The sequence below is a fragment of the Actinotignum inguinis genome (assembly GCF_051265835.1).
Taxonomy (GTDB): domain Bacteria; phylum Actinomycetota; class Actinomycetes; order Actinomycetales; family Actinomycetaceae; genus Actinotignum; species Actinotignum timonense.
Map to the genome: position 1 here is coordinate 217,174 of NZ_JBOZDP010000001.1, position 24,160 is coordinate 241,333.

Consider the following 24,160-nt stretch of genomic DNA (forward strand, 5'->3'; position numbering starts at 1 on the left):
CCTGGCGCGATGCAGCTGGTAGGTGCGGGCGCCGGTTTCTTAGGCGGTGGAGCTCGTTGTTAACGCATGGAACATCATTACAGTAGCGAAAATATGCGGGAGTGTCCCGTGTTTCCGCTCTCGATGAGACCGCGCGGCCGGCGCTTGCTTTGGAAGCGCGAGGCTTGCTAAGGCCGGCGCGCTTCGGGCACGGTTTGCTGGGTGCGGGGCGCTCCGGGCGGTTTGCTGAGTGCGGCGCGCTTCGTGCGGTGCGCCAGGTGAGTTGTACTAAGGCTGGAGTTTAGTTACCGGCTTCCGGGTAGTGGGTCACGTCGATACGGTGGAAGTTAAGGTGGGAGCGCGAGGCCGTGGGGCCGCGCTGGCCCTGGTAGCGCGAACCGCTTGCGCCAGCGCCGTAGGGGTTATTGGCCGCCGAGGAAAGCTGGAAGAAGCAGAACTGGCCCACTTTCATGCCCGGGTAGAGCTTGATCGGCATCGTTGCCGTATTGGACAGCTCGAGGGTCACATGCCCGGAGAAGCCCGGGTCGATGAATCCGGCGGTGGAATGGGTGAGGAGTCCCAGGCGCCCGAGGGAGGATTTTCCTTCCAGGCGAGCTGCGACGTCGTTCCCCAAGGTGACCTGCTCAAAAGTGGAGCCGAGCACGAACTCTCCCGGGTGTAAAACGAATTCGCCGTCGGCGGGAACTTCTACCAGGCGCGTGAGGTCGGACTGGTCCGCGGCCGGGTCGATGACCGGGTATTTGTGGTTATCGAAGAGTCGGAAGAAGCGGTCGAGGTGAATATCGATGGAGGAGGGCTGCACCATCGCCGGATCCCAGGGGTGCAGGGCGATGCGGCCCTCGCTCACGGAGCGCAAAATATCAACATCGGAAAGTAACACGCCTAGATTCTGACACGCCCGCGCGGGTGGGCGCTACCCGCGCGGCGGTATGTGGAGTAATTGGAGCAATTTGGGCGCGCTTCCGCGCCGCGAGCGCTGGGCCACGCGTGCCGCGGGAACTGAGCCACACGTGCCGCAAGCACTGCACCACACGGACTGCGCGCGCTAAGCCGCGGGCGCGCTTTGCGCTGGCGGGGATGGCACGCTAGGATAATCACCTAGTGATTCTTTCGCGCCTGCGGTTCGGCCGCTTGCCTGAGGTTTCACCGCTCTCGCGGGCGTAGTTCATCGGTAGAATGGCAGCTTCCCAAGCTGCAGAGGCGGGTTCGATTCCCGTCGCCCGCTCCACCTTAGGCTTGCCACTCACCGACGAAACAGCTCGTCATGAGATCCGGTTCGTTTTCCAGTTCCACAAGGTTCCACTGCCGTTTGGCGGCTTTCTTTTTCAGATCTCTACTGAATGCCGGAGCGAACTTCGCCTGTAGGCGCCTGCTCATGCCAAAGCCGCTTCAATGAGGTCGCGGCCCGTCGCATAGCTTTTACCGCTGCCCGAGGCAATCATTTCCCGAGTCTCACGAATAGCTCGAAGGCTCTCCTCGTTCGGGCGCTTGTAATCGAAAGACAAAGGAATCGAGTTAGTGTTCACCATTTCAGTGAAAAACGCTCGCACAACGGACGATAGGTCGAGTCCGTAGGATTCCACAACACTTGCCGCACCATCCTTCAATTCGCTATCAAGACGGATAGTAAGACTACTCGACGCCATTTCCCCTCCAACCGTTGGTTGCACTGACAGTTTAGGGTATTTGTTAGTGCATCAGCAAGCGTCTAGCTGTGCCATCGAGCCGCTACGAAACGCAAAAGTTCAATGCCGCCAGCTGGCCACAGCGAGCGGAACCGCTGAACAAAGAAAATCCTCAACGAGAATTGCGGTTTAGAATCGAAGCATCAACACTACCGCCCACATCCAAGGAGGGATGACGGTGACCAAGGAATTCGCAGAATCTAACAAGCTCGATGGGGCCACAGAGCCGGACGATGCCGAGCTCGCGAAGGTCTCAGCCGCGCTCATCAGAAAAAATGCGCGCGTATATGAGGAGCTGACGAAGTGAAGGACACAAGCAAGCGGCAGATCACCCCAATCCATCACCCTACTTTCCCTACTTGAGGTATGCTGTGTACATAGTCAGTTTCACCGATCAGAACCCTAAGGAGGGATTAGCGTGAGCACGGTTTTTGTCGAATCAGCGAAAGTAATGGCAAAAGGGCAGGTAACAGTCCCCAAATCGGTGCGCAATCGGCTGGGCGTTGATAGCGGAGACAGACTTGTCTTCGTCGTTGACGACGACGAGGTGCGCGTCGTCAATTCCGCACGCTACGCAATGTCCGTATTGCAAGCCGGCTTAGAGGGCGAGGCCGAGCGTTTAGGACTCGACACTGAGGAAGCCGTTAACGCCCTAGTTGCTGACATTAGAAGTGAGTAGTCAAGATGCTGGTTTTCATTGATACCAACATTTTGATCTCAGCCGCGCTCAATCCCGGATCCGCTCCAGCACGAGCATTCGCCAAGGCTGTCTCACTCCCCAATCGAGCGGTCATCTGCGAACAAAATATCGAAGAATTGCGCCGGGTCTTCAGTGTTAAATTTCCTGACAAAATGCATCTCCTCGATACTTTCTTACGTACCGCAGAATTAACATTGGCGGTCGTCGACATTCCCACGTCCGCAACCGCTACAGAGTCAGGAATTCGAGACCCGTCGGATCGCCCGATATTGCGCGCCGCAATCGCCTGCGGAGCTCACGTCTTTGTAACTGGAGACAAGGACTTCCTAGAGGCGATGGTAACCACACCAAGAATCGTCACCGCAAGAACGTTTATTGAGATGTAGCTTCCACACATAGAGGTTCGATGCTACGACCAGGCTGCATATAGAAGCGCTCTGACACCTCGGCCCACCTTGCGGCTGTGGCGCGTGGCAGCCCGGAGGGAACGAGTTTTCCGTCGAGTCATGTTCTGCCACGGATGTCAAGGAAGCAAGCTTATTGAGATGCTCAAGCTCAATAAGACCGACTTTTCGTTGGCATAACAGGGGAAAGTCGGGTTATTGGCAACCATTTTTGGCTATTTACCCGACTAGCCCGCTCATGGTACATTTACATCAATCGTTCAGCCCGCTGTGAGGGTTAATAGACAAAAAGTGGGTCTAATGACGGCGTGTCGTTGGCTTGGATCCGGATCAGATCCGTACGAATCGGGTACACAAACGAAGTGCGAGGGAGAGCACCGTTTGTCCCCGATTTCGTGTCTCTAACGCGCACTATGGCGCCTACACGGCCCAGAAAGCGGCTCTGACGCCTCTGCCCACCCCGTGGCTGTGGCGCATGGCAGCCCGGACGGAACGAGTTTTCCGTCAAGGCATGTCACGCAACGGATGTCAAGGAAGCAAGCTTATTGAGGTGCCCGACCTCAATAAGGCCGACTTTTCGTTGGTATGACAGGGCAAACTCCCGGTATAAGACCCACCATTTGTCTATTAGCCCCGCTGTGACTTTTGGTTGCAGACGGGCTGGATTTCTTTCCACTCAGGCCACGTCGAAGCTTTCCCACCATAATCCCAACCGCTAAAATTCATCGGTGGCCGCACGCTGCGGGCCCACGCTGCGGGCCCACGCTGCACAGCGCCGGCGTCAGTCACGCCAAGCGCGGCTACGATTCGAAAACGGGTAGAAAAGGGACAAGCGCATGGATGAGGAGAAGGCCATCGGCACTGGACAGCTGCGCGGGAAGCGGCGCGGCTGGCTGCCGCTATCCGAAACGCTCTCGCTGATTTCGGTGGTTATCGCGGTGGCCGTGCTCGGCTTGAATATTTACGACCGCCACGAGGCGATCAAAGCCGAGCAATTCTCCCAGGCCAACCAGGCATTCACCCAAAATAAGATCACCGCGGAGGAACACCGCACCGACACCGGGAAGATCGGCCGGCAGATCACCTCGAGTTTCCACAACGCCTCCCCCAACCCGATTTTCGACCTCACGCTCGCACTGCCGGCCCCGCTCGACGGCCTCACCGTCTCCGCCGACCACTATCACGAATTCCGGCAAACCGCCGCCGGCTACGAAATCACGTTCCCCACGCTCCCGCCGAAAGAAAAAGCCGAATACGTGGACACCTACGGCGACGCCCTTTTCGGCGACCGACCCCCGCGCACCGTCATCAACGAAAACTTCCGTTTCTGTTTCACGGACGTCAACGGCCAGCGTTGGCTCGCCGACCATCGCGGCGCCCAGCGTATTTCGTCAACAACGCAGTGCATTCCCGATAAGAACGACGACGCCGCCTAGGCCGCCGCCAGTACACATGACTACGGGAAGCTGGCCCGCGTGGCTGGCTATGCAGTTACTCCGGGCGAGTCCTCTATCTTGAGCGTGTACATCGTCGAAAAAACGGTGAGCGACAGCACCAGCAGCACGATCAGGCACACCCCGACCACCGGCAGCAGAATCATGCGGTCTACGGACTTCGCCACAAAGGGCAGGGCCGCCACCGCGCCGAATAGCACAATGAGGCCAATAATGGCTCCCTTCTTGAGGCGATAGCTGAGATAGACGTCGCTATCCGCCGCCGCGGAGAAAGATACGGGATTGCTCTTGAGGGGAACCAGCGTTCGCACCTGAGCAACGCATGCGCCGTCGTTCACCTCAAAAACATTATCGCGTTCGGGAAGTAGTACCTCCGGGCGTTTCTTTCCGTTTACGCTCAAATAATGGCGGCTCCTATCATCGAAGAAGGACCACCGCCTTCTCACATGTAGCCGTGCCATGACCCGCACCTCCTCGTGCCTACGTAACCGCGCACTCACATAACGCTGTTCCGCATAATTTTATCGCATTTATTCCGCGCGGTATTCAATTTAATTGTTCCACCGTGACCGCCGGCGTTTCGCCGCATCGAGACATAAAGCGGCCCAGGTTCCCATCTGGATGACGAGGAACCTGGGCCGCCATTTGGGCCGCTTCAAGCCGACAGGCTATCTGCCAGGCCGCTTATTGAATACCGCGGGATTAGGACCGCTTCCGCGAAGCCGCGACCGCAAGCCCGATTCCGCAGGCGAGAGCTACGCCAGCCAATCCTGCAAGACCAGCAGCGTCACTTCCGGTTGAAGGCAAGTGACGCGCGGTCTTCACCTGCTTCGTTTTGCTAGATTCTGCGGTTTTCCCATCGGTCGCGGGATCGGTTTGATTCGGTTTTTCGCCGACGGCGCTACCCGCAGAGCCATCAGGCTGGTCGGTTTTATCAACGTCAGCCGGCTTGCCGGTATCACCGGTGCTCGGGGCGTCGGTCTGCGTACCCGCATCGCCTGTCGATGGCGTATCGGTCTGAGTCCCGGCATCGCCAGTGGATGGCGTATCGGTCTGCGTACCCGCATCACCAGTAGACGGCTCATCGGTCTGCGTACCCGCATCACCAGTCGACGGCTCATCCGTCCGAGTCCCGGCGTCGCCGGTAGTCGGCGTGTCGGTCTGCGTACCAGCATCACCAGTCGACGGCTCATCCGTCTGCGTACCCGTATCCTCTGTAGTCGGCGTATCGGTTTGGGTACCGGCATCGACTGTTGGCACCTTGATCGCGTTGATTGTCACCTTGTAGGGCTGGTTGATATGGAATTTAGCCCCGTCCGGTGCCGCTTCTACGTAGCCGCCACGAACCGCGAATGTGTCATAGGACAGCATCGGAGATTCCAGATCCCACGCTTCAGGAGTGGGCAGTACCAGGCCGTGCAGCGTAATCGTGGTCTGCTCACCCGGCTCCAACTTGGGTAGCGGTGCGGTGAGCACGCCGTCTTTAATTTCGCCTGCGGTCTGGGAATCACCAGAGCCTACGCTGACCGAAGCGAGCTTGACTCCCTGCGGCAGTTTTGCGGTGAATTGGCCGCCAGCAGCGGCCACCTGCCCGTCGCTTTGCACAGTGAGCGTGTAGTCAAACGCGCGCCCCGCATATTGCTGGTCAGCTTTATTGGTATCAGCAGCGGATATAGCGAGGTGAGAACCGCTGGTCGCGTGTGCTCCGGTGAAACCGGAAACAGCTATCGCCTTCTTATCAGCCAGGCCGGTATGTTCCTTTTTCTCATCGGCTTGCTGGAAGCTCACAGAAATGCGCGTCACACCTTCGGGGACTTTCCATACAAATCCCTGCTTGCCCGGCTCGTCCGCGTTGGTGTCTACACCGATCAGCGCCTTGGGGCGTTCTTCCGCTCGGTTCCAGTCAATTTCGCCCTGCTGGTTGGTGATGTCGTAGACGAGGGTGCGGATCTGGTCAATCCCATCCTTGTTGCCGTTGGACACCCAGGAAGGAGTGATGACAATTTCCTGGCCGGGGGTAACGTTGAGTTCCTGCCGAACTCCCATATTGAAGCGCGGTCGGTACGTAAACTCCGTACCCATCATCCACGAAGAGCCGTCCTCGGCGAAGGTGGCCTTGACCAAAACATCCCAGATACCCAGAGCGGTAAGTTTGTTGGGATCAACGAAATTCTTCTTGATCGCGGCGTTCGCATCATCACTTGCACAGTCGACATACTGCCAGGTTTTGGTCTTGTGCCGGCAATATTCACCTTCAACGAATTCAAAAACGGTATCAGCAGGCATCTGATCCGCATTGCCAATAAAATCGCGGGCCTTGGTTCCGGTATCAACCGGGCGGTCTACGCTCTCACCATTAGGAGAATACTTACCCAGCCACGCAATATTTTTCTTGCCCTCGGGATTGATGATGCCCGATTCGCCAGTGCCTTCGCTATACGCCTGCCCGGTTTGCGATAGCGACGCCGCGCCTATGAGTTTCCAACCGAACGCGTCGGCATTGGTGATTGTCGGCTTGTTGTAGCCGTGGAACTCACGCATGCGATACACGGTGTAAGGAGTGGCGGTATTGGGCAGCTTCACACCCTTGTGGAAGGTTTCTACCTGTGTCTGGAGTTGTTGTTTACCGTCCCAGTTCACGTTATCTGGCAACACCGCCAGATCTGGATTGACGAAGTTCTTAATGGCTACCTTGTTTGCGGCTACCGGATCATCACCGGGAAGAACTACCCCCCCCCCGCTAGAATCCGCCCCATCCGCATATGCTGCATAAGTACACGCAAGAGGGACGGTTAAACAAGCAGCCAAAGAGGCCGCGAGCACCTTCGCCCTACGCAGGCTTTTCATCCATCAACTCCTTTAAATATCTTCACCGAGGACTGGTGAATAACGTGGAAATATAACTTCGAGGAAGCTATCAAAGATTATCTTGCCATATAAATATTCAATGTAGAAGATAATTCAGAAGCTCAATTAGAGTTAGCGCCGTGGCTTCCAGCCATCTTCCCCTTTAGGATGGGGGAAGAACCGGGAAGGAGGCCGCATGCGTGATATTGCACCCTATTCACAACGCAAGCATTATGAACTGCCCTCTTCCCTGGATGCGCTTCGCGGCCCCGGCATGGGCGGCACGCTTTATCTCGACCACTCGATCATCTGGGCACCGAATTCCCAGACGATCCATCTTGAAAGCAACGGCCTCATCAAGCGCGGTTACACAGCTTTGATCAACGAAGGAACTACCGAGCAGCAGGAGCGCTGGCTCAATCGGGAACTCCTCATGCAGGTCTGGCCAACACTCAGTTTGCCGTGGCGCGTCTACGAGATGTGGGAATCAAAATTCCCGGAGCTGCCGGAGAATCGGATCTTCCATGGAAAATCTCGAATTTCAGCGTAAAATCACCCGCCTTATCCTCTCGAAAATCGACGAGTACGGCTTCGTTCTGTGCGGCTCGGGAGCACTACGCGAGCACGGAATTATTACGCGCCCCACTGAAGATATTGACCTTTTTACCGTCCAGAAGCATGCGGATACGTTCCCGCTGGCGTACCAGAAGGTAGTGGAAACGCGCATTGAACACGGCTTCAAGATTGCGACGACGCATGCAAGCAGCCAGTACGCCAACCTGGTCATCTCCGATGGAGATAACGTGTTATCCATCGATATGGGTGTTGATTGGCGTGGCTTCCCTCCAGCCACGTTAAACATCGGTCCAGTTCTGGCGGAGGAAGATGCCGCGGGCAGCAAAGTCGCCGCACTGTATTCCCGCGCGGAACCTCGTGACTATTTGGATGTGGATTCACTTCGCCGCAGCGGCCGCTATACCGACGATCAACTCATCGCCCTCGCCAAGGAAAGCGATCGCAGATTCGACATGGGATTCTTTATTCAGCGCTTAGAAGCCTGCGCTTACGTGGACTTCGACGAGGTAGCCCAGTACGGCATCTCTGAAGAAGAATTTCGCGCCATCCAAGAACGCTACGCCCAGTGGCATACAAGCCTGAACAGGTAAAGCGGCACCCAACGTACCTTCCCCGTTACCCGCACATTCGTCAGCAAGAAAAGACCAGGGCATAACGTCACAGAGAAACGGTTTTCAACCCCCTGACCTGCGGATTAGAATTGAGATGTCAATTCTCTATTCATCTCATTGTTACATTCACCGTTCAATGATTTTGACACGCTGAAACGGATCTCGTGACACCATTTCGTAAGGTGGCCGGCGCTACATTAGCCGCCACTCTCATTTTCTTCGGCGGCACTCCCGCGCTCGCCGACCCAGCCTCCCCTGCGGGAGCTCCAACTGCCGAACAAGCCAACTCCGCAAAGTTCGGCGGTGCCATCGCAAAGAACTTCTTCTTGATCGACGGATTAAAGGAAACTGAAGTTCTTGACTCCGTAAAAGCCGAACTCACCAAAGCCGGCCTCAACGCTGACGATTACAACATCACCGTGGACGCAGGTGCTATTTCTAAGGCGAACGCTGGATCCAACGGCCCCGGCCGCACTGATCGCGTAACTGATATTCCGGTGACCGTCACAAAGAAGACACCCCAGGGCAATCCCGAAGCCTACACCGTCAAAGTTTTCTACTACACCCCTCCCTTTGCATTCCAGAAGGGTTCGGAATACCCGAATTACAACACCAATCACAACGTCGGTAAAGCCACAGTTGACAACCCGAATAGCTACAGCTTGTCGAACGAGGAACAAAGTCGGCTCGTTGACGCATTCGCAAAAAAGAATGCCAATCTCGGTCTCTCCCGTGAGCAGCTCTCCATGGATAACCAGGGCAACCTGACGATCACAAAGACCGAGGGATCTGATACCTACAGTGCAGTTGTTCCGAGCAGTGAATTCGTCAGCGTCATCGGAACTGTTCCCAATATTTTAGTATTCCTGGATCCTGCTTCTAATCCGAAGCAAGGCCAGCAAACCTCAACTCCGATTCCCCCTGTTAAAATCCCCCTCAAAGCCGATAACTACGACAATGGGAAGCTCTGGGGCACCAACAGTGCCGGAGGTAATGATAGCCTCCCCAACAATCAGCAACTGGCCGGCCTCGACTTAAAACGTGACGGCAATGCGGTCGTGATCTCCGGCAAGTACAACGCTGGCGTTTCGAACGTTACCGGCGGCAACCGGTGGATCGGCATCCGCACTGACAAAGCCAACGACAAAAGCTATACTCAATCCTTCTCGAATATGTTCAAGGTGCGCGTTGTGCCTTTGAAGCAGGAAACTCTCATTCGCAGCTTGGATACCGAAGATCCCTTTACACCGGATGAAGTCAAGGACCTCATCGGCGTCGATTACAAAAATCTCAACCCGTTGAAGTACGGCAACGATAACGGACTCACCAAACAACAGATTCACGATGAGGTCAAGGCCAAGGTAACCAAGGAAATCTCGGTTGATAGCATGACCCTTGATCCTGGTACCCAGGAATTCACCGGCACCCTGAAAACCGACCTCGGCGCGGTCTCCCCGAAGCTGACCGCCACCATCATTTACTACACCGCACGTATCCCCGAAACCACGGTAAGCGACCCGAACAACCTCACCCCTGGTGAGCAGAAGGCCATTGAGGACAAGACCCGGGAGCTCAACCAGCTCAAGGACACGGACAAAGTCACCGTCGGCAAGGACGGCACCGTCACCATCACCTTCAACCGCAACGGCAAGGATCTCGGCAACAAGACTTTCAAGGCACCGACAGTGAAGCCTTCGTACCCGGATTCGAAGGGTACGTCCGGTTCCACAGTTGAGGTTCCGATCTCCACCCCGGAAGACTTCACTTTCCCGGACGGTTCCACCTTTAAGATCGACGGCGATGCTCCGACCGGCCTCACCGTTGGCGAGGATGGCAAGATCACCTACCAGATCCCCGAGGGGCAGGAGACGGGCGATGTGACGGGCACTGTGCTCGTGACCATCCCCGGCCAGCCTGAGCCGGTGCGTGTTCCCTTCAAGATCTCCGTTACCAAGCCGAAGATGGCAGAGAAGATCACCCTGAAGGATCCCGACATCACCGGAGTTGTGGACCTCGATAAACTCACGCCCGAGGAAAAGACCAAGGTTAGCGATGCCATCAAGACCAAGAACCCTGATCTTCCCACGGATGCCGAGATCACTGTCTCCGACAATGGAACTGCAACCGTGACCTACAAGGACGGTTCCTCAACTACCTTCACGCCGGACAAGACCGTACGTAAGCTCAAGGACAACGAGAAGGTCACTCTCAAGGATCCCGAGCTCACGGGTGTCGTGGACCTGACCAACCTCACCGATCCGGAACGTGACCAGGTGAAGGGTAAGGTCAAGAAGGCCAACCCCGACCTCACCGGTGACATCACCGTCGCCAAGGACGGCACCGTCACCGTCACCTTCCCCGACGGATCTACTTCGAACATCCCGGCCGAGAAGACGGTCCGTAAGCTCAGGGACAACGAGAAGAACAAGATCAACGACCCCGAAGTAACCGGTGTTGTCGATGTCAATAAGCTGACCGATCCCGAACGCGAGCAGGTCAAGAAGGCCGTCGAGAAGAAGAACCCGGATCTTCCGAAGGGAACAAAGATCACCGTGTCTGAGAACGGCACGGTTACAGTGACCTTCCCGGACGATTCCACGACGCAGATTCCTGCCGAGAAGACCGTGCGTCAGCTCAAGGACAACGAGAAGATCACTCTCAAGGATCCTGAAGTAACTGGTGTTGTCGACCCGAATAACCTCACGCCCGAAGAGCAGGAGCAGGTCAAGGACAAGGTCAAGAAGGCCAACCCCGACCTTACTGGTGAGATCACTGTCGCTAAGGACGGGACCGTGACCGTTACCTTCCCGGACGGATCTACTTCGAACATCCCGGCCGAGAAGACGGTCCGTAAGCTCAAGGACAACGAGAAGAACAAGATCAACGACCCCGAAGTAACCGGCGTTGTTGATCCCAACAACCTCACCCCCGAAGAGCAAGATCAGGTCAAGGACAAGGTCAAGAAGGCCAACCCGGATCTCCCGGAGAACACCCAGGTCACCGTCGGCAAGGACGGCACCGTCACGGTCACATTCCCCGACGGCTCGACCTCGAACATCCCGGCCGACAAGACCGTGCGTCAGCTCAAGGACAACGAGAAGATCAAGATCAACGACCCCGAAATCACCGGCGTTGTCGATGTCAATAAACTGACCGATCCCGAACGCGAGCAAGTCAAGAAGGCCGTCGAGAAGAAGAATCCGGATCTTCCGAAGGGTACAAAGATCACCGTCTCAGAAAACGGAACTGTGACCGTGACCTTCCCTGATGATTCTACGACGCAGATTCCTGCTGAGAAGACCGTGCGCAAGCTCAAGGACAACGAGAAGATCAAGATCAACGACCCCGAAATCACCGGCGTGGTTGACCCGAACAACCTCACCCCCGAAGAGCAAGAGCAGGTCAAGGACAAGGTCAAGAAAGCCAACCCCGACCTGCCCGAAAACACGCAAGTGACTGTCGGCAAGGACGGCACCGTGACCGTCACCTTCCCCGACGGCTCCGAGACCCAAATCCCGGCCGACAAGACCGTCCGCAAGCTCAAGGACAACGAGAAGAACAAGCTCAACGACCCCGAAATCACCGGCGTGGTTGACCCGAACAACCTCACCCCCGAAGAGCAGGACCAGGTCAAGGACAAGGTCAAGAAGGCCAACCCCGACCTGCCCGAGAACACCCAGGTCACCGTCGGCAAGGACGGCACCGTGACCGTCACCTTCCCGGACGGTTCCGAGACCCAGATCCCCGCGGACAAGACGGTTCGCCAGCTCAAGGACAACGAAAAGATCAAGATCAACGACCCCGAAGTAACCGGTGTCGTGGATCCCAACAACCTCACCCCCGAAGAGCAGGACCAGGTCAAGGACAAGGTCAAGAAGGCCAACCCCGACCTCCCGGAGAACACCCAGGTCACCGTTGGTAAGGACGGCACCGTGACCGTCACCTTCCCCGACGGTTCCGAGACCCAAATCCCCGCGGAGAAGACCGTCAAGCTCCTCACCCCGGCAGATAACGGTGATGCCGACAAGGGCAATAAGGGTGACAAGCCGGACGCTTCCAAGCCCGCCAAGGTCAAGAAGGTCAAGAAGCTGCAGCACACCGGTGCTGATGTGACGCTTGGGCTCTTGGCTGCGGCCGCCGCGGTGGCTGCCGGTGGGGCCATGGCCGCTGGGCGTCGTCGCCGCTAAAAAAGTTTCGGGAACGTGATCGCATGATCACGCCGAAACAGAATTAACGCTCCCCGGGAGTGGCCGAAATATCGACCGTTCCCGGGGAGCTTTGCATTCACGGCCGCATTTGCACCCGCATCAACAAAATCTCAACGAGGAGGTTTCGCTACCATGCATATCGTGGCTCGCTACGGATCGCTCACCAGTTCTTTCGTTTTGCTCGCAATGTGCCTCGGCGCCCTGGTTCTCAACCTGACGGACATCTGGCACTTCACGCCCGGAACCGCCGCGCCCGCCGTTTTTGTGGCCATCACGGTGGTGCTGGCCGCCGCTGGCACCGGCTGCACGTACCGGCTTGCCGGCTGGACTCGGGCAAGCATCGCCTACGCATTATGCGCGGCAGTGCTCAGCGTGGGTGTTATTTCGTTATGGCTCGCCAATGATCCGGACAAACTTAACCTCATCGGCGCCGCAGCGTGGATAGGCGGCTCCCTGGGAATATGCGCCGCTGCGCTCCGCGTCTGCCAGTCCGCTCGGCCCGGCAACTCCGCATCGCAGGTGTAATGCCACCTTGCCCCACAGATGCGCGTCAGCATATACTGACGACGTGATGACGAAGAAGCAACAAGCGAGGCTAGATCCGGCGGTGATCGCGGAGAAACTGCGCGCCGCACACGCCATGCGCGTGGAGGCTGATCGCGTCACGAAGTACTACGTCGAGGAAGCGGTGCGCGCGGGCATGTCCTGGAGCGATATTGGCCGTTGCCTGGAGGTAACCAAGCAATCAGCCCATCGCAAATACGCGGCGGGGCTGCCGCGCGACCTAAGGAACCCGTCATGAAAATGCCTGCCGCCGCTGCCCTGCAGCTCATCCAGAATTCCGCTTTCGAAGCGCGCCGCGCCTGGCGCGAAGAGATCAGCCTCGTCGATGTTTTCGTCGCCTTGCTCGCGTGTGGGGGCAGCGCCAGCCGCGTCTGCGCCCGCGCCGGCCTCACGCTGCGGGTTGCGCGTGAGCACGTTGACCAGCTCCACGCGGAACGCCTCGAAGAATTTGGGTTACCGCCCGTGCAGTTACGTGAACGCACCCGCGTTGAGATTTTCGACGACGCCGCCGAGCTCGCCCCACCTGCAGACCTGCAGAAATTCCTCAGCGGGAAATTCCCGGGCCGTGATTATCACTGCGGCGTAGCTATGCGTTTGCTCCACAACAAGGCCTCGTGCCGCGCGATTGTGGAGCGCGCAGGGATTGACCGCAAGCAGCTTATCGTTGCGCTTGCCGCAGCTGAACCCCTCACCCAGCCCCGCCGGATCAAGCGCACCGCGCGGCTGCGGATCTACCTGCCAACCAGCGCCAGCGCGGTACGCGAATACGCGGCGTCCCCGGAATTCGCCGCCGCCAACTTCGCCGATATTTCTGAGGCGGGCGCCGGCTGGGAACTCCGCTACCCGGGCGCGGAAGGCCGCCCCACAGTATGGGAATTCTCCGGCCAACACGATGCTGCCACACAGCAATCCCGCCGTTTCGCCCTGCTTGCGGAAGATGACCCTGAAGCCGTATCGAGCCCTTCCGGTGAAGGCTGCTTCGTCACCATCACGGAGAGTTTCGGTGAGCTTAGCGTGTTTTCCCGGATCCTTTTCCGGCTCTACCTCGGCACAATGTTCCTCACGAACCAGGCTAATTACCTCGCTGATTGGGTGGCTCAGTCCGAGTAGCACACCAATAAGAATGATTGCGTTAGTGCCAGGCCCCTACCCGGATGGGCAGCGTAATATCGCCGTCGAACCACGTTTCGTCGCCTTTCCGCGCGGGTACGGGGATCACTTCACCACCGGGACTCAGTTGGAGCCCTAAGAGCTGCTGCTCGCCAGCATCCCCGGAGTTACTTACCCGCCACTCAATCTCCATCGTGGCACTATCCCCCGGAGGAAGCTCAACTCCACGCTCATAGGCGCTGGAGTCCACTCCGGTGATTTCCGTGGTTCTGAGCTCGGTAGTCGCGAGCTCGGTGCCGGGAAAGCTATCGCTCTGACCTCCCGCATCGGAGAGCCACACCCCGGTCATGCCCCGCACCGAGCACGCGGTCGCGCCGCGATTGGTGAGCGTGATTCGCACCTGCCGCGCACCAAGAGCACCATCCACCGAGCTCCGGCTCATATCCACCTGCTCGGACGTACACGGTTCCGAAATTGCGCCCGGGCGCGGATCTTGTGTAGACCTGGACGGCTCTCCAGAAATAGGCGAAGGTTCCGGCGCGGGCGAAACCTCCCCCGTAGGCGTAGTTTGCGGTACGGACGCCCCAGAAGAATCCCGGGAATCTTCCACTTCTCGCGGGAACGTTACCGACTCGCCCTTCATAAAGCTGCGATCCGCCGGCGAAGGAAGCAGCCACCAGCCTAAGGCGGAAAGCACCACCGCCGTGGCGGTGACACCCAGGCTAAGTTTCAGGACAAAACCCGGTGATCCGCCAGCAGGTCCGCCAGCATCTCCACCAGCAGGTCCACCAGCATGTTCAGCGGCCTCGCCAACTTCTACCCGGCAGTTTTCACGCGCAAAAACAAGACCACCCAGCATCACCCCACAAGAAACGATAACCACAATGATCAAGCCCAGTGGCCCCGCGGTGACCAGGCTAGGAGCCATCAACACGCCCGCGCCAGCCCCGGCCACAGCCACCGCTCCGCCGTTCATCCACGCCGCGCGGCAGGCACCTGTTCCCACCGCGAGGGTAAGGGAAAAGAGCATTCCCGTTCCGAACCCGAGCAGCCCCACCCCGGCCACGGCTCCCTCAGGCACACCACCGAAGAGCGCGGCCAGGCTTCCGAGTATTGCCACCGCCACGACCGCGAGCGTGCCCAGCACTTCCACCGCTATCGCCAGGTAACGTACCTGCTTGCGCGGGCCGCGGGCACCGCCAAACTTACTCGAAGCTCGCGGCAGTGAACGCCCCAGAGCAATCCAAGCACCTATCCCCACCGCGATCCCGGCCAGGATAATAAGCAAATAATCCCAAGGAAAAGGAGCCACCCGGCACTGCCGTGTCGCATTCCAGCTGCACCAGGCGCCATCTCCGTACGAGTTCAGCACCAGGGACTGATGCACAGTCCACACAATGACCACCCAAGAAAGCACCAGCACGCCAGCCGCGCCGAGCCCGCGGGCTCGCCATAGCGGCCGCTCAGGAGTGGGGAGCTGCGCGGGTGCAGACGCGTCGTCAGTCATGCCGCGATTCTAGTGCGCGCCGTCGTACCACCATAGGGGTACGACGACGCAGCTACCGGCAGCGCGCGAGGATATTCTTCATGATCGTGCGCCCGCAGGGGGTGAGGATCGATTCGGGATGGAATTGCACCCCGAAGACGGGGAAGCTGCGGTGCTCCACCGCCATGACCTCCCCATCCCCCACGCAACGCGAAGTCACAGCCAGATCATCGCCGAGGGTATCGTCGCGCACCGCGAGGGAATGGTAGCGGGCCACCATTTCTTCATCCTCGCACCCCGCGAAGAGGGTGCTGGAGGTATCCATGCGGGCCGGGCGGGCGATGCCGTGCACCACCTCCGCCGCGTAGGTCACGGTAGCGCCGAAGGCCTCGCAAATTGCCTGGTGGCCCAGACACACACCGAGGATGGGGTATTTTCCGGCCAGCTGCTCCACCAGCGGCATGGATACGCCGGCGTCGCGGGGGAAGCCCGGGCCGGGGGAAATAATAATTCCATCCGGGGCCAGCGCATCAATCTCCGCCACGCTCAGGGCATCATTACGCACCACCTTGACATCCGGGCGGAAAGTTCCGACCAGCTGCACCAGGTTGTAGGTGAAAGAATCGTAGTTATCAATGATGAGGATCATGAGCATTCCTCCAGCTGGGCGGCGTCGTGCAAAGCTTCCAGGACGGCCGCGGCCTTATTTAGGGTTTCTTGGTATTCGGTGGCGGCAACGGAATCTTGGACGATACCCGCGCCGCTGCGCGCGTAGACCGTGTTCCCGATCTTGTAGGCGATGCGGATACCGATGCAGGTATCGAGGTTCCCGGAAAAATCGAGGTAGCCGATGGCGCCGCCATAAATACCACGTTTATTGCCTTCAAGATCATTAATGAGCTGGCAGGCGCGAATCTTCGGTGCCCCGCTCAGGGTACCCGCGGGCAGAATCGAGGCTACAGCGTCCAGGGCATCGCACTCGGGGCGAATTTTCCCGCTCACCGTGGAACCAATATGCATGACGTGGGAGAAACGCACCACGTCATGGAAACGATCCACGTTCACGGTGCCGAATTGCGCCAGGCGCCCAATATCATTACGCCCCAAATCCACGAGCATATTATGTTCGGCCAACTCCTTCGGGTCCGCCAGCAGTTCTTCTTCCAGGCGAGCATCCTCCGCGGGCGTGGCACCGCGAGGGCGAGTACCGGCCAGCGGGAAAGTGAAGAGGGTGCCATCCTCCAATTTCACCAAGGTTTCCGGGGATGCCCCCGCCACCTCAATATTATGCCCGCTGAAATAGAACATATACGGGGAAGGATTAATAGTACGTAACACCCGATAAGTATCAATAAGGGAACCGGTGAATTCCGCGCGCAAACAATTAGAGAGCACGATCTGGAAAATATCACCCTCGTGAATATAGTGCTTGGCGCGCTCCACCATCGCCACGAATTCGGCCTTATTGAGAACCGGGGTAATTGGCCCGGTCAGGCGCCCGGTAGTATCCGCCACCGGCTCCCCGTGCAGCAGCAACTGGGCCAGTTCGCGTAATTCTTCCGTGGCACGCGGGTATTCTTCCTCGAGGTTATCGAGCCCCACCACCTTGATTAATATGATTTTTTGGCGGAAGTTATCGAAGGCAATAACGGTGTCGAAAAGCATAAGATCAACATCATTAAATCCCTCCTCGTTCGGGGCATCGAGGCGCAGGGTGGGTTCAGCATATTTCACGTAGTCATAGGAAAAATATCCCACCAGCCCGCCGGCAAAGGGCGGCATCCCCGGGATTTTCGGGCTGCGGTAACGGGCAAGAACCTCGCGGATCGCATCCGAAGGGGACTCATAGTCAGCCGACTGGTCATTAATCCGTACCTGCCCGTCCACGGCCGTAATTTCGAGTTTCGGATCGTAACCAAGGAACGTGTAACGCCCCCAGGTCTGATCCTGGCCGGCCGATTCGAGCATATAGACGTGATCGGAAACGTTTTTGAGGATTTTCAGAGCGGTGACGGGCGTGAGGGAATCGGAAAGAATTTCGGTGGCGACGGGCGCGGCACGATACTCGGGCGCGGAGTGCTGCTCGGGCGCGGCACGGTACTCAGGCGCGGAGTGATGCTCGGGCGCAACGCGATTCTCGGTTCTGAGGGCGCCCAGCTCAGCGAGGGCAGGGTAAAACTGCATAATTATCCTTTGTGATAACAGTGCGGGGGTCTTAATTATGGGGTGACGTTGATCCCTGAGGGCACGGCCCGCTTAGAAAGCACGCGCGTGCGGGGAAGAAAAATTAGGCGCGCCATCGACGCCAGCCGGCGCCCAGCGCCGCAAGCTTTGCACAACCCGTATCCATACCCGTCACTTTAGCAGGCCGAATAGTTCGGCGCGCTGCGTTCCACTTTCCGGATCCCGCGGCTCCAGATGCAGCTCATTATCGGCCACCTCGTTAATGAATTCCGGATCGTGGCTGATCACCAGGACCGTGGCTCCGCGCGCTGCAAGCGCGCGGATGTGAGTGGAGATGGAGCGGAGGTGCCGATAATCCACCCCGGAGGTCGGTTCGTCAAAGACATAAAAGTCGGCGTGTGCCACCGTTGCATTGGCGACGACGAGGCGCTGCTTCTGCCCGCCCGATAGAGTAGCCGGATGCCGGTCCGCCACCTCGCCTAGCCCGAGGTCCGCCAAGACCTGCTCGATCTGTTCCGCGCTCACCCCGGAATTCCCGAGCGCCACTTCCCCGCGCACGGTTTCCGCGAAAAGCTGGCGGGTGACATCCTGCATAACCAAGCTGGAATGGCGCAGCCGCTCGCGCCCCCGGCACACTTTCCCGCCGAAAGCAATCCGCGCACCAGATTCCGGATGGGCCAGGCCGATGAGCACCCGAGCCAGGGTAGTTTTCCCCGCCCCGTTGGGGCCCGTCAGCGCGGTGACCTGCCCGGCCGGGAGCTCCACCCGCTCCAGATTGAGCACCTCGTGGGGCCCGTAGGCAAAGCGCACCGACTCGGCCACCACGCCCGGGGTAGTGGGCGCGTTGGCCGGTGCGCCGGCGTCGTCGCCCTTATGCATGGTGGCGGGCACGCGCGCCGCACGTTCGGGTACCCGCAAGGTCCGCAGGCCCAGGCCGATGCGTTCGGTTTCGTCCATCGCGAAGAAATCCGCGGCGGCGTAGCACCCAGTGATGCGCCCGCCGTGCATCACGACGACGCGGTCCGCTACGCCACGCAGCGGATAGAGGCGGTGCTCGGCGATGATCGTGGTCCAGCCGCGGGCTTTGAGGGCGCGCACGACCTGCGCGAAATGCCCGACCATCTCGGGACTGAGGTTGGAGGTTGGTTCGTCGAAAAGGAGGATGCGGTGCGGGCCGACCAGCGCGGCGGCGCTCGCCACCAATTGCAATTCGCCCCCGGAAAGCTGGGCGAGGCGGCGTGGGAGGAAACGCTCGATATTCCAGGTGGTGGCGGCGTGGGCAATGCGTTCGGCGATGGCCTCGGGTGCGTCCCCGGCGTTTTCACCGGCGAAGGCGAGTTCCTCGAGAACTTTCGCGGTGAAGAATTGCGCGCGCGGGTTTTGGAAAACGGTGCCGGCAGCGCGCCCGAGTTCCTGAATCGGGGTGGCGGTGGTGCTGTGCCCTGCCAGGCGGACCTCGCCGTGCAGCTCGCCGGGGTAGAGCTCGGGGATGAGGCCGTTGAGGAGTTTGAGGATCGTGGATTTCCCGGAGCCGGATGGCCCGGTGATGAGAGTGCACGAACCTTCCGGGAAGTCGAGGTCGATATCGCGCACGCCGCATTCGGCGGTGGGCAGCTCGGGATCGCTCTGGTAGGTGAAAGTGACGCCGCGCAGGTAGGTGGCGGAATCCGCGGTTGCGGAAGCGGAAGTCGCAGCGCCCGCAGCTTCGGGAGCCGCGGTGCCCTGAGCTTCGGTGGCTTGCTGATCGGGCGCGCTCATCGCACTCCTCCCGGGGTGAAGCTGATATTGGCGAGGTAGTAGCGCGCCACAATGAGGGCCGCGATGACCGCGAGCCACAGCGCATCCACCCAGGAGAAACGCAGGCGATGCAGCGAGGTGGGGCGGGTGCGCGAGCCGAGGCCGCGCAGGGTTCCCGCGGCCGTCATATCATCGGCAATGCGGGCGCAGGAGGACAGCAGCGGCACCAGGATAAATTCCAGGTAGCGCAAGGGATGCAACACGGCGCTCCAGCCCATGGCCAGGCCGCGCAGGGCCATGGCCTCGCGCACCGCCCGGTATTCGGAAACCACGATCGGCAGGAAACGCAGCAGCACGGTGATCGGCGCGGTCACCGCCACCGGGATACGCAGGGCGCGCAGCGCTGCCACCAGCTCGCCGGGCACCAGCACCGTGAGGGCATACCCGGCCAGGGCGGCCGCCGCGCATAATTTGAACATCCAAAACCCGAAGGCCACGAAAAAGGCACCCAAGGCGGAGGCCCCGGTGAGGCTCGGGAGGAAAATAAGGAACATCCAGAAGGATTCCACCACGATGATGCCGAGGGCCAGTTTCACCCGCCCGTTACTCACGAGCGCGAGCGCCGCCACCAGCACCACGATCACCGCGAGCAGGAAACTGCCGCGCGTCATGACCAGCGCATTACCCACCAGCACCAGGAGGAGGACGGTGCGCGGGTCCGGGCGCCAGCGTCGGCGCTCATCCAAGCTCAGAATCGCGCCGGCATCAAGCACCGCGGGCACCTCGGAGCCAGGATTAGCGGGCACGCCAGCGCCGGGCAGGGCGGGCGCGCCAGCGCCGGGCATGGCGGGCACGCTGGTAGGGGAAGCGAGCGGGCCGCGAGCACGCGGGCCCGCGGCGTCGTCGTTAAAAATTGTGGAATCCACCGGAACCTCGCAGCTAGCGTGCGATACCGGACGTGCGGAAATGGCGGCGCAGCACCGAATCGCCGAAGAAACCGCCGATGATCCCGAGCACGAACACGGCCACGCCCCAGATGGCGATCATGGTCGGGGAGAGGAACCAGCGCAGGCCGTCGGCGTACTCGGTGCCCATGGAGCCGGCGATGTACTGGTAGTAGCCTTCGGCGTCGGTGAGGACCGGGAACCACGGGGCGACGTACCACAGCGACATCAACGCATAGCCGAGGATCTTGAGGTAGCGCTTGCCGCGGGTGAAGAGGTAATCGCCCAGCAGCCCCAGGCCGAAGGTGAGCAGCACGGTCACCCACGGATGGCCGGTGAGCACCATAAGTGCGCCCACGAGCAGCGCCATAAGTCCGAGGGTGCCGAATTTCGGGGCGCGTGCTTTGAAGAGGAAAACGACGACGCCGTTGGCGATAATCCCCAGCGCGTAGCCCACGAACATCATCGCCGGGTTGATGACGCCCAGCATGCCGAAGCCGAAAAGCACAACGAAGTAGATGGCAGTAAAAACGCCAATGTTAATAAAGTCTTTAGTTTTCACGGTGAGTCACTCCTGAACGAAGTAGTGAGAACGAATCAGGGGCGGATTAGGGCACCCTAACTTGAACTTTCGGGGATTAACTGTAGCGCGATCTGAGCGTGCGTCAATAGGACGTGTGAAATACGGGTGAAATGCGGGGGTGGCGGGGTGGATTCACGGCCATTGCGGAAGCCTGCGCCGGGTGCCACGCGAGGCGGAAATGTGCCAAGCCGCGAAGCGCGCCACAGGGCCTGCGCAAGCGTCGCGAAACGAGTAGCCTAAATCTGTATCGATTTTCAATCGCTCGCGCCAACGGTGGCGTTGCGCCACAATCGTACCGAAGGAGGAACCTGTGACCAGAAAAATCTCCGGCGCCCTCATCGCTCTTATTTTTGGCCTGCTCGCGGCCATCGCGCCCTTGCCAACCGCACTCGGGGAGCCAAATCCGCCGGGCGAGGCCACTCCGTCCACGTGGAACGAGCTCATCACCACCGCTTCCCAATCGGGTGATATAAGCGTGACTCTTTCCCATAAGTTGAGTCTTAGCGCGGATGCGCCGGTGCTGCGGGTTCCGGCCGGAACCCAGCTCACCCTCACCGGCAGCGGCGAGGTTACCGGCGCGGATCTGCCCGCGATCCAGGTGGACAAGGGTGGTTCTCTCACCTTGGCCGGTCCGTCATTCACCCGCACCCAATTCGTGGTGGAGGGCACGCTCACGGTAAATGCCGGCTCGATTCACGATACGGCCCTGACCGGCCCGGTTATTTTCGTCAAGGGCGGGGACCTGATTATTAGCGGCACCGCTGATTTCTCGCGTAATTCCAGTGCGCCGCAGGGTGGCACGCTCGGGCCGAGCGGCGTCGTCGCCCAAAAATATGCACCGATTACCGCCTACGGCGGAACCATCACCGTGGGTGGCGGCACCCTCACCGAGAATGCCGGCCTGCAACTCGGCGGAGCTATCGGAGTATGGGGCAGCGCGGAGCAACCCGCAAAACTCGTGATCAGCGGGGGCACGCTCAGCAAAAACACGGTGAGCCACCCGGAGTTCAACGGTCTCGGTGGAGCGGTCTTCACCGAAGGTGCCACCGTGGAGCTCAGTGGCGGCACGCTGAGCGGCAACGTCACAGAAATTGGCGGGGCTATGGCGCTTATGCACTCCCCCTTCACCATGAGCGGCGGCGAAGTCCGCGGGAATTCCAATGGCGCATTCAAGGGCCAGGGAGGCGGTATTCATATCACCGGTGGCGAAGCGAAGTTCACCGGTGGAATCATCACCGGAAATGAGTCCACCATCGCTGGCGGAGGTCTGCATACGGCTCAGGCTACTGTCACTTTGGCCGGGACCTCGTTCACGAATAACATCTCCGGCGAATCCGGTGGTGCGCTCGCCTTCCGGTCGAATAGCAAGGTTACTCTTACCGCCGGGCTTATCAGCGGAAATACGTCCCGCGGATTCTGGGGCGGTGCCGGTATTTACAATGAGAAAGGCTCCACTCTCACCATCCACAACGCGGTTATCCGCAATAATGAGATCGCGGAGATGCGGCTGGTCGGAGCTGGCAACCGCCCGCCGAGCCCTCAGGGCGGCGGGGTGTGGAACTGCCCCACCGGCAGGACCACCATGAATATCACCCGAGGCGTGGCTATTTTCGATAATTCTGCGCCGAATGCTGGTACCCAGCAGCAATACAAGGGCGCCGGCGATGATTTCTTCAGCGTTGCCAAGCACGAATTCGATAACCCGACGCCCGTTGCGGGCCAGCCGGTTGTGGTGACTGAGCGGATGCTGGGCGGCTCCCCGCGCGCCTGGTTCCAGGATGGCTCCGCCTACGGCATTCACACTAATTGGCCCGCGGAGAAACAGCTGCCGCGTTACCAGGAAGGCGGGGAGAATACCCCGGTTCCCTTCGGTCAGCCCATTAATGACAATAAGGCTTTCAAGTCGGTGCCGAGCGCGGAGGCAAAAGCCCTGGCTGGGCAGTTGGCGAGCGTTGTTATCGAAAACAATCGCGCCACCGGCATTGGCATTAGTGGCGGCGGCATGCCAATAACGGCGAGCTGATTTTCGGCGAGGATGACATCTGGACCCTGCGCGTCACGAAGGCCTGGGAGGGCGACGACGCCGCCACCCGCCCCGAGTCCATCACGCTGGACGTACTGGTAGGCGGGCATAAACTCCAGGAAATCACCCTCACGGCCGCGCAGCAGTGGACGGCCGAGATCCCCAACTTCCCCAACCCGGCCACGCTCATCGACGCGGCCACCGGCAAGCAACTCCCCATCGAATTCCGCGAGCACGGCGCGGAAAACTCCCCGTACACGCTGCGCACCACCGCCACCACGGCGGACGACGGCGCGAAGCTCTACACGGTGGCACTCACCAACACCATGTCCACCGAAGTTTCGGTGGCGAAGAAATGGAACGACGACGCCGCGCCTGCCGGGCTGCGCCCCGATAAGGTCACGGTGGAACTCCTGGACGGGGGCCAGCCGGTGGGTCAGAGCCTGGTGCTGAGCGCCGCGGGCGGATGGACCGGGAAGTTCACGGATCTCCCGGTGTACCGCGAGGGCCGCAAGGCGGTGTACTCAGTACGCGAAGTGCAAGTTCCCGGGTATACAAGCGTGATCAGCGGGGATGCGGGCAGCGGGTACGTCATCACGAATACTCATACACCGCCGCCGCCCACCACGGAGCCGCCAACACCTCCGACTACTCCGCCAACCACGCCGCCCACTCCGAGCGTGCCTCCTACCACGGAGCCTCCGGTGCCTCCTACAACGCCACCGAGTGTTCCGCCGACGACTCCGCCGAGCGTGCCTCCAACGACACCGCCCACGGTGCCGCCGAGCACACCTCCGGTAACTCCACCGGCCAGCACGCCGCCAAGCACCCCGCCGGCTAATCCGCCGCGGATTGTGCGCACCGGTAGCGACGCTCGTTCCGGAGCAGCCCTCGCGGCCACCGCGCTCGTGGCGGGCCTCGGAATCCTGGCCTGGCGCCGCCTCCGCACGGACCGCTAACCGCGCCCTGCGCCAGCTCACGGGGGTGGTACATCGCACCGCGATGTACCACCCCCGCCGTCGTCGTACCTCTTAATGGGCACTA

General features: G+C 59.8%; 22 protein-coding genes, 1 tRNA gene and 1 pseudogene. 14 read left to right on the forward strand and 10 right to left on the reverse strand.

The window, feature by feature from the left end; genetic code table 11:
* Positions 1–280: 280 nt before the first annotated feature.
* Positions 281–880: a dCTP deaminase gene (dcd, locus tag ACRQFC_RS00915; protein ID WP_087069999.1), complete on the reverse strand. Its 600-nt coding sequence runs from the start codon at positions 878–880 to the stop codon at positions 281–283.
* Positions 881–1,154: 274 nt separating this feature from the next.
* Here dcd and ACRQFC_RS00920 point away from each other — a divergent pair.
* A tRNA-Gly gene (locus ACRQFC_RS00920) sits at positions 1,155–1,228 on the forward strand.
* Positions 1,229–1,373: 145 nt separating this feature from the next.
* Here ACRQFC_RS00920 and ACRQFC_RS00925 read toward each other — a convergent pair.
* On the reverse strand, positions 1,374–1,670 hold the full coding sequence (locus ACRQFC_RS00925; RefSeq protein ID WP_435731089.1) for a type II toxin-antitoxin system RelB/DinJ family antitoxin: 297 nt from the start codon (positions 1,668–1,670) through the stop codon (positions 1,374–1,376).
* A 193-nt stretch (positions 1,671–1,863) separates the two neighbouring features.
* Here ACRQFC_RS00925 and ACRQFC_RS00930 point away from each other — a divergent pair, with 193 nt between their 5' ends.
* The 4 genes from ACRQFC_RS00930 (at position 1,864) to ACRQFC_RS00945 (ending at position 4,225) form a co-directional block, all read left to right on the forward strand.
* Entirely contained in the window at positions 1,864–1,992 is a 129-nt protein-coding gene (locus ACRQFC_RS00930) for a hypothetical protein (protein WP_320753593.1), read from the forward strand.
* A 144-nt stretch (positions 1,993–2,136) separates the two neighbouring features.
* Positions 2,137–2,364: an AbrB/MazE/SpoVT family DNA-binding domain-containing protein gene (locus ACRQFC_RS00935; protein WP_320753594.1), complete on the forward strand. Its 228-nt coding sequence runs from the start codon at positions 2,137–2,139 to the stop codon at positions 2,362–2,364.
* Between the two features lie 5 nt (positions 2,365–2,369).
* Entirely contained in the window at positions 2,370–2,771 is a 402-nt protein-coding gene (locus tag ACRQFC_RS00940; protein WP_320753595.1) for a putative toxin-antitoxin system toxin component, PIN family, read from the forward strand.
* 854 nt (positions 2,772–3,625) lie between these two features.
* Entirely contained in the window at positions 3,626–4,225 is a 600-nt protein-coding gene (locus tag ACRQFC_RS00945; RefSeq protein WP_320753596.1) for a hypothetical protein, read from the forward strand.
* 47 nt (positions 4,226–4,272) lie between these two features.
* On the opposite strand, the gene ACRQFC_RS00950 is transcribed toward ACRQFC_RS00945, so the two are convergent.
* Positions 4,273–4,644, reverse strand: coding sequence for a hypothetical protein (locus ACRQFC_RS00950; RefSeq protein ID WP_320753597.1), 372 nt, complete (start codon positions 4,642–4,644; stop codon positions 4,273–4,275).
* A gap of 301 nt (positions 4,645–4,945) precedes the next feature.
* Entirely contained in the window at positions 4,946–7,090 is a 2,145-nt protein-coding gene (locus ACRQFC_RS00955) for an LPXTG cell wall anchor domain-containing protein (protein ID WP_435731179.1), read from the reverse strand.
* A gap of 196 nt (positions 7,091–7,286) precedes the next feature.
* Between ACRQFC_RS00955 and ACRQFC_RS00960 the strand changes: the two genes are divergently transcribed.
* The 6 genes from ACRQFC_RS00960 to ACRQFC_RS00985 all read left to right on the forward strand — a co-directional run bounded on the left by ACRQFC_RS00960 (position 7,287) and on the right by ACRQFC_RS00985 (position 14,159).
* Positions 7,287–7,640, forward strand: coding sequence for a hypothetical protein (locus ACRQFC_RS00960; RefSeq protein WP_320753599.1), 354 nt, complete (start codon positions 7,287–7,289; stop codon positions 7,638–7,640).
* The gene (locus tag ACRQFC_RS00965; protein ID WP_320753600.1) at positions 7,615–8,256 is read left to right on the forward strand and encodes a nucleotidyl transferase AbiEii/AbiGii toxin family protein; all 642 of its coding nucleotides are present in this window, start codon (positions 7,615–7,617) and stop codon (positions 8,254–8,256) included. The genes ACRQFC_RS00960 and ACRQFC_RS00965 overlap by 26 nt, the downstream gene beginning before the upstream one ends.
* Before the next feature lie 185 nt (positions 8,257–8,441).
* Positions 8,442–12,464 carry a MiiA motif-containing surface protein gene (locus ACRQFC_RS00970; protein ID WP_320753601.1) on the forward strand — a complete coding sequence of 1,341 codons (4,023 nt, stop codon included), beginning with the start codon at positions 8,442–8,444 and terminating at the stop codon, positions 12,462–12,464.
* Between the two features lie 153 nt (positions 12,465–12,617).
* On the forward strand, positions 12,618–13,010 hold the full coding sequence (locus ACRQFC_RS00975) for a hypothetical protein (RefSeq protein WP_320753602.1): 393 nt from the start codon (positions 12,618–12,620) through the stop codon (positions 13,008–13,010).
* 46 nt (positions 13,011–13,056) lie between these two features.
* Positions 13,057–13,287: a hypothetical protein gene (locus ACRQFC_RS00980; RefSeq protein WP_035276963.1), complete on the forward strand. Its 231-nt coding sequence runs from the start codon at positions 13,057–13,059 to the stop codon at positions 13,285–13,287.
* Positions 13,284–14,159 carry a hypothetical protein gene (locus ACRQFC_RS00985; RefSeq protein ID WP_435731177.1) on the forward strand — a complete coding sequence of 292 codons (876 nt, stop codon included), beginning with the start codon at positions 13,284–13,286 and terminating at the stop codon, positions 14,157–14,159. Before ACRQFC_RS00980 ends, ACRQFC_RS00985 begins: the two co-directional genes overlap by 4 nt.
* A gap of 22 nt (positions 14,160–14,181) precedes the next feature.
* Here the strand turns inward: ACRQFC_RS00985 and ACRQFC_RS00990 are convergent, their stop codons facing one another.
* From ACRQFC_RS00990 to ACRQFC_RS01015, 6 genes are all read right to left on the reverse strand, one after another.
* Complete coding sequence (locus tag ACRQFC_RS00990) at positions 14,182–15,666, reverse strand: DUF4232 domain-containing protein (protein ID WP_320753951.1); 1,485 nt, start codon at positions 15,664–15,666, stop codon at positions 14,182–14,184.
* A gap of 52 nt (positions 15,667–15,718) precedes the next feature.
* Positions 15,719–16,294, reverse strand: a complete 576-nt coding sequence (locus ACRQFC_RS00995; RefSeq protein WP_320753952.1) for an anthranilate synthase component II — start codon at positions 16,292–16,294, stop codon at positions 15,719–15,721.
* Positions 16,291–17,829, reverse strand: coding sequence for an anthranilate synthase component I family protein (locus tag ACRQFC_RS01000; protein WP_435719985.1), 1,539 nt, complete (start codon positions 17,827–17,829; stop codon positions 16,291–16,293). Before ACRQFC_RS01000 ends, ACRQFC_RS00995 begins: the two co-directional genes overlap by 4 nt.
* A gap of 171 nt (positions 17,830–18,000) precedes the next feature.
* Positions 18,001–19,587, reverse strand: a complete 1,587-nt coding sequence (locus ACRQFC_RS01005) for an ABC transporter ATP-binding protein (RefSeq protein WP_435719986.1) — start codon at positions 19,585–19,587, stop codon at positions 18,001–18,003.
* Complete coding sequence (locus tag ACRQFC_RS01010; protein WP_435719987.1) at positions 19,584–20,492, reverse strand: energy-coupling factor transporter transmembrane component T family protein; 909 nt, start codon at positions 20,490–20,492, stop codon at positions 19,584–19,586. The genes ACRQFC_RS01005 and ACRQFC_RS01010 overlap by 4 nt, the downstream gene beginning before the upstream one ends.
* A gap of 13 nt (positions 20,493–20,505) precedes the next feature.
* A complete protein-coding gene (locus tag ACRQFC_RS01015; protein WP_016441893.1) occupies positions 20,506–21,072 on the reverse strand; it encodes an MptD family putative ECF transporter S component in 567 nt (188 codons plus the stop codon).
* 331 nt (positions 21,073–21,403) lie between these two features.
* Here ACRQFC_RS01015 and ACRQFC_RS01020 point away from each other — a divergent pair, with 331 nt between their 5' ends.
* From ACRQFC_RS01020 to ACRQFC_RS01030, 3 genes and pseudogenes are all read left to right on the forward strand, one after another.
* Entirely contained in the window at positions 21,404–23,116 is a 1,713-nt protein-coding gene (locus ACRQFC_RS01020; RefSeq protein ID WP_284883561.1) for a right-handed parallel beta-helix repeat-containing protein, read from the forward strand.
* 26 nt (positions 23,117–23,142) lie between these two features.
* A pseudogene (locus ACRQFC_RS09240) lies at positions 23,143–23,364 on the forward strand (Cna B-type domain-containing protein); the annotation flags it as partial.
* Positions 23,365–23,424: 60 nt separating this feature from the next.
* Positions 23,425–24,075, forward strand: a complete 651-nt coding sequence (locus tag ACRQFC_RS01030; protein WP_284883560.1) for a Cna B-type domain-containing protein — start codon at positions 23,425–23,427, stop codon at positions 24,073–24,075.
* The last annotated feature ends 85 nt before the right edge of the window (positions 24,076–24,160 follow it).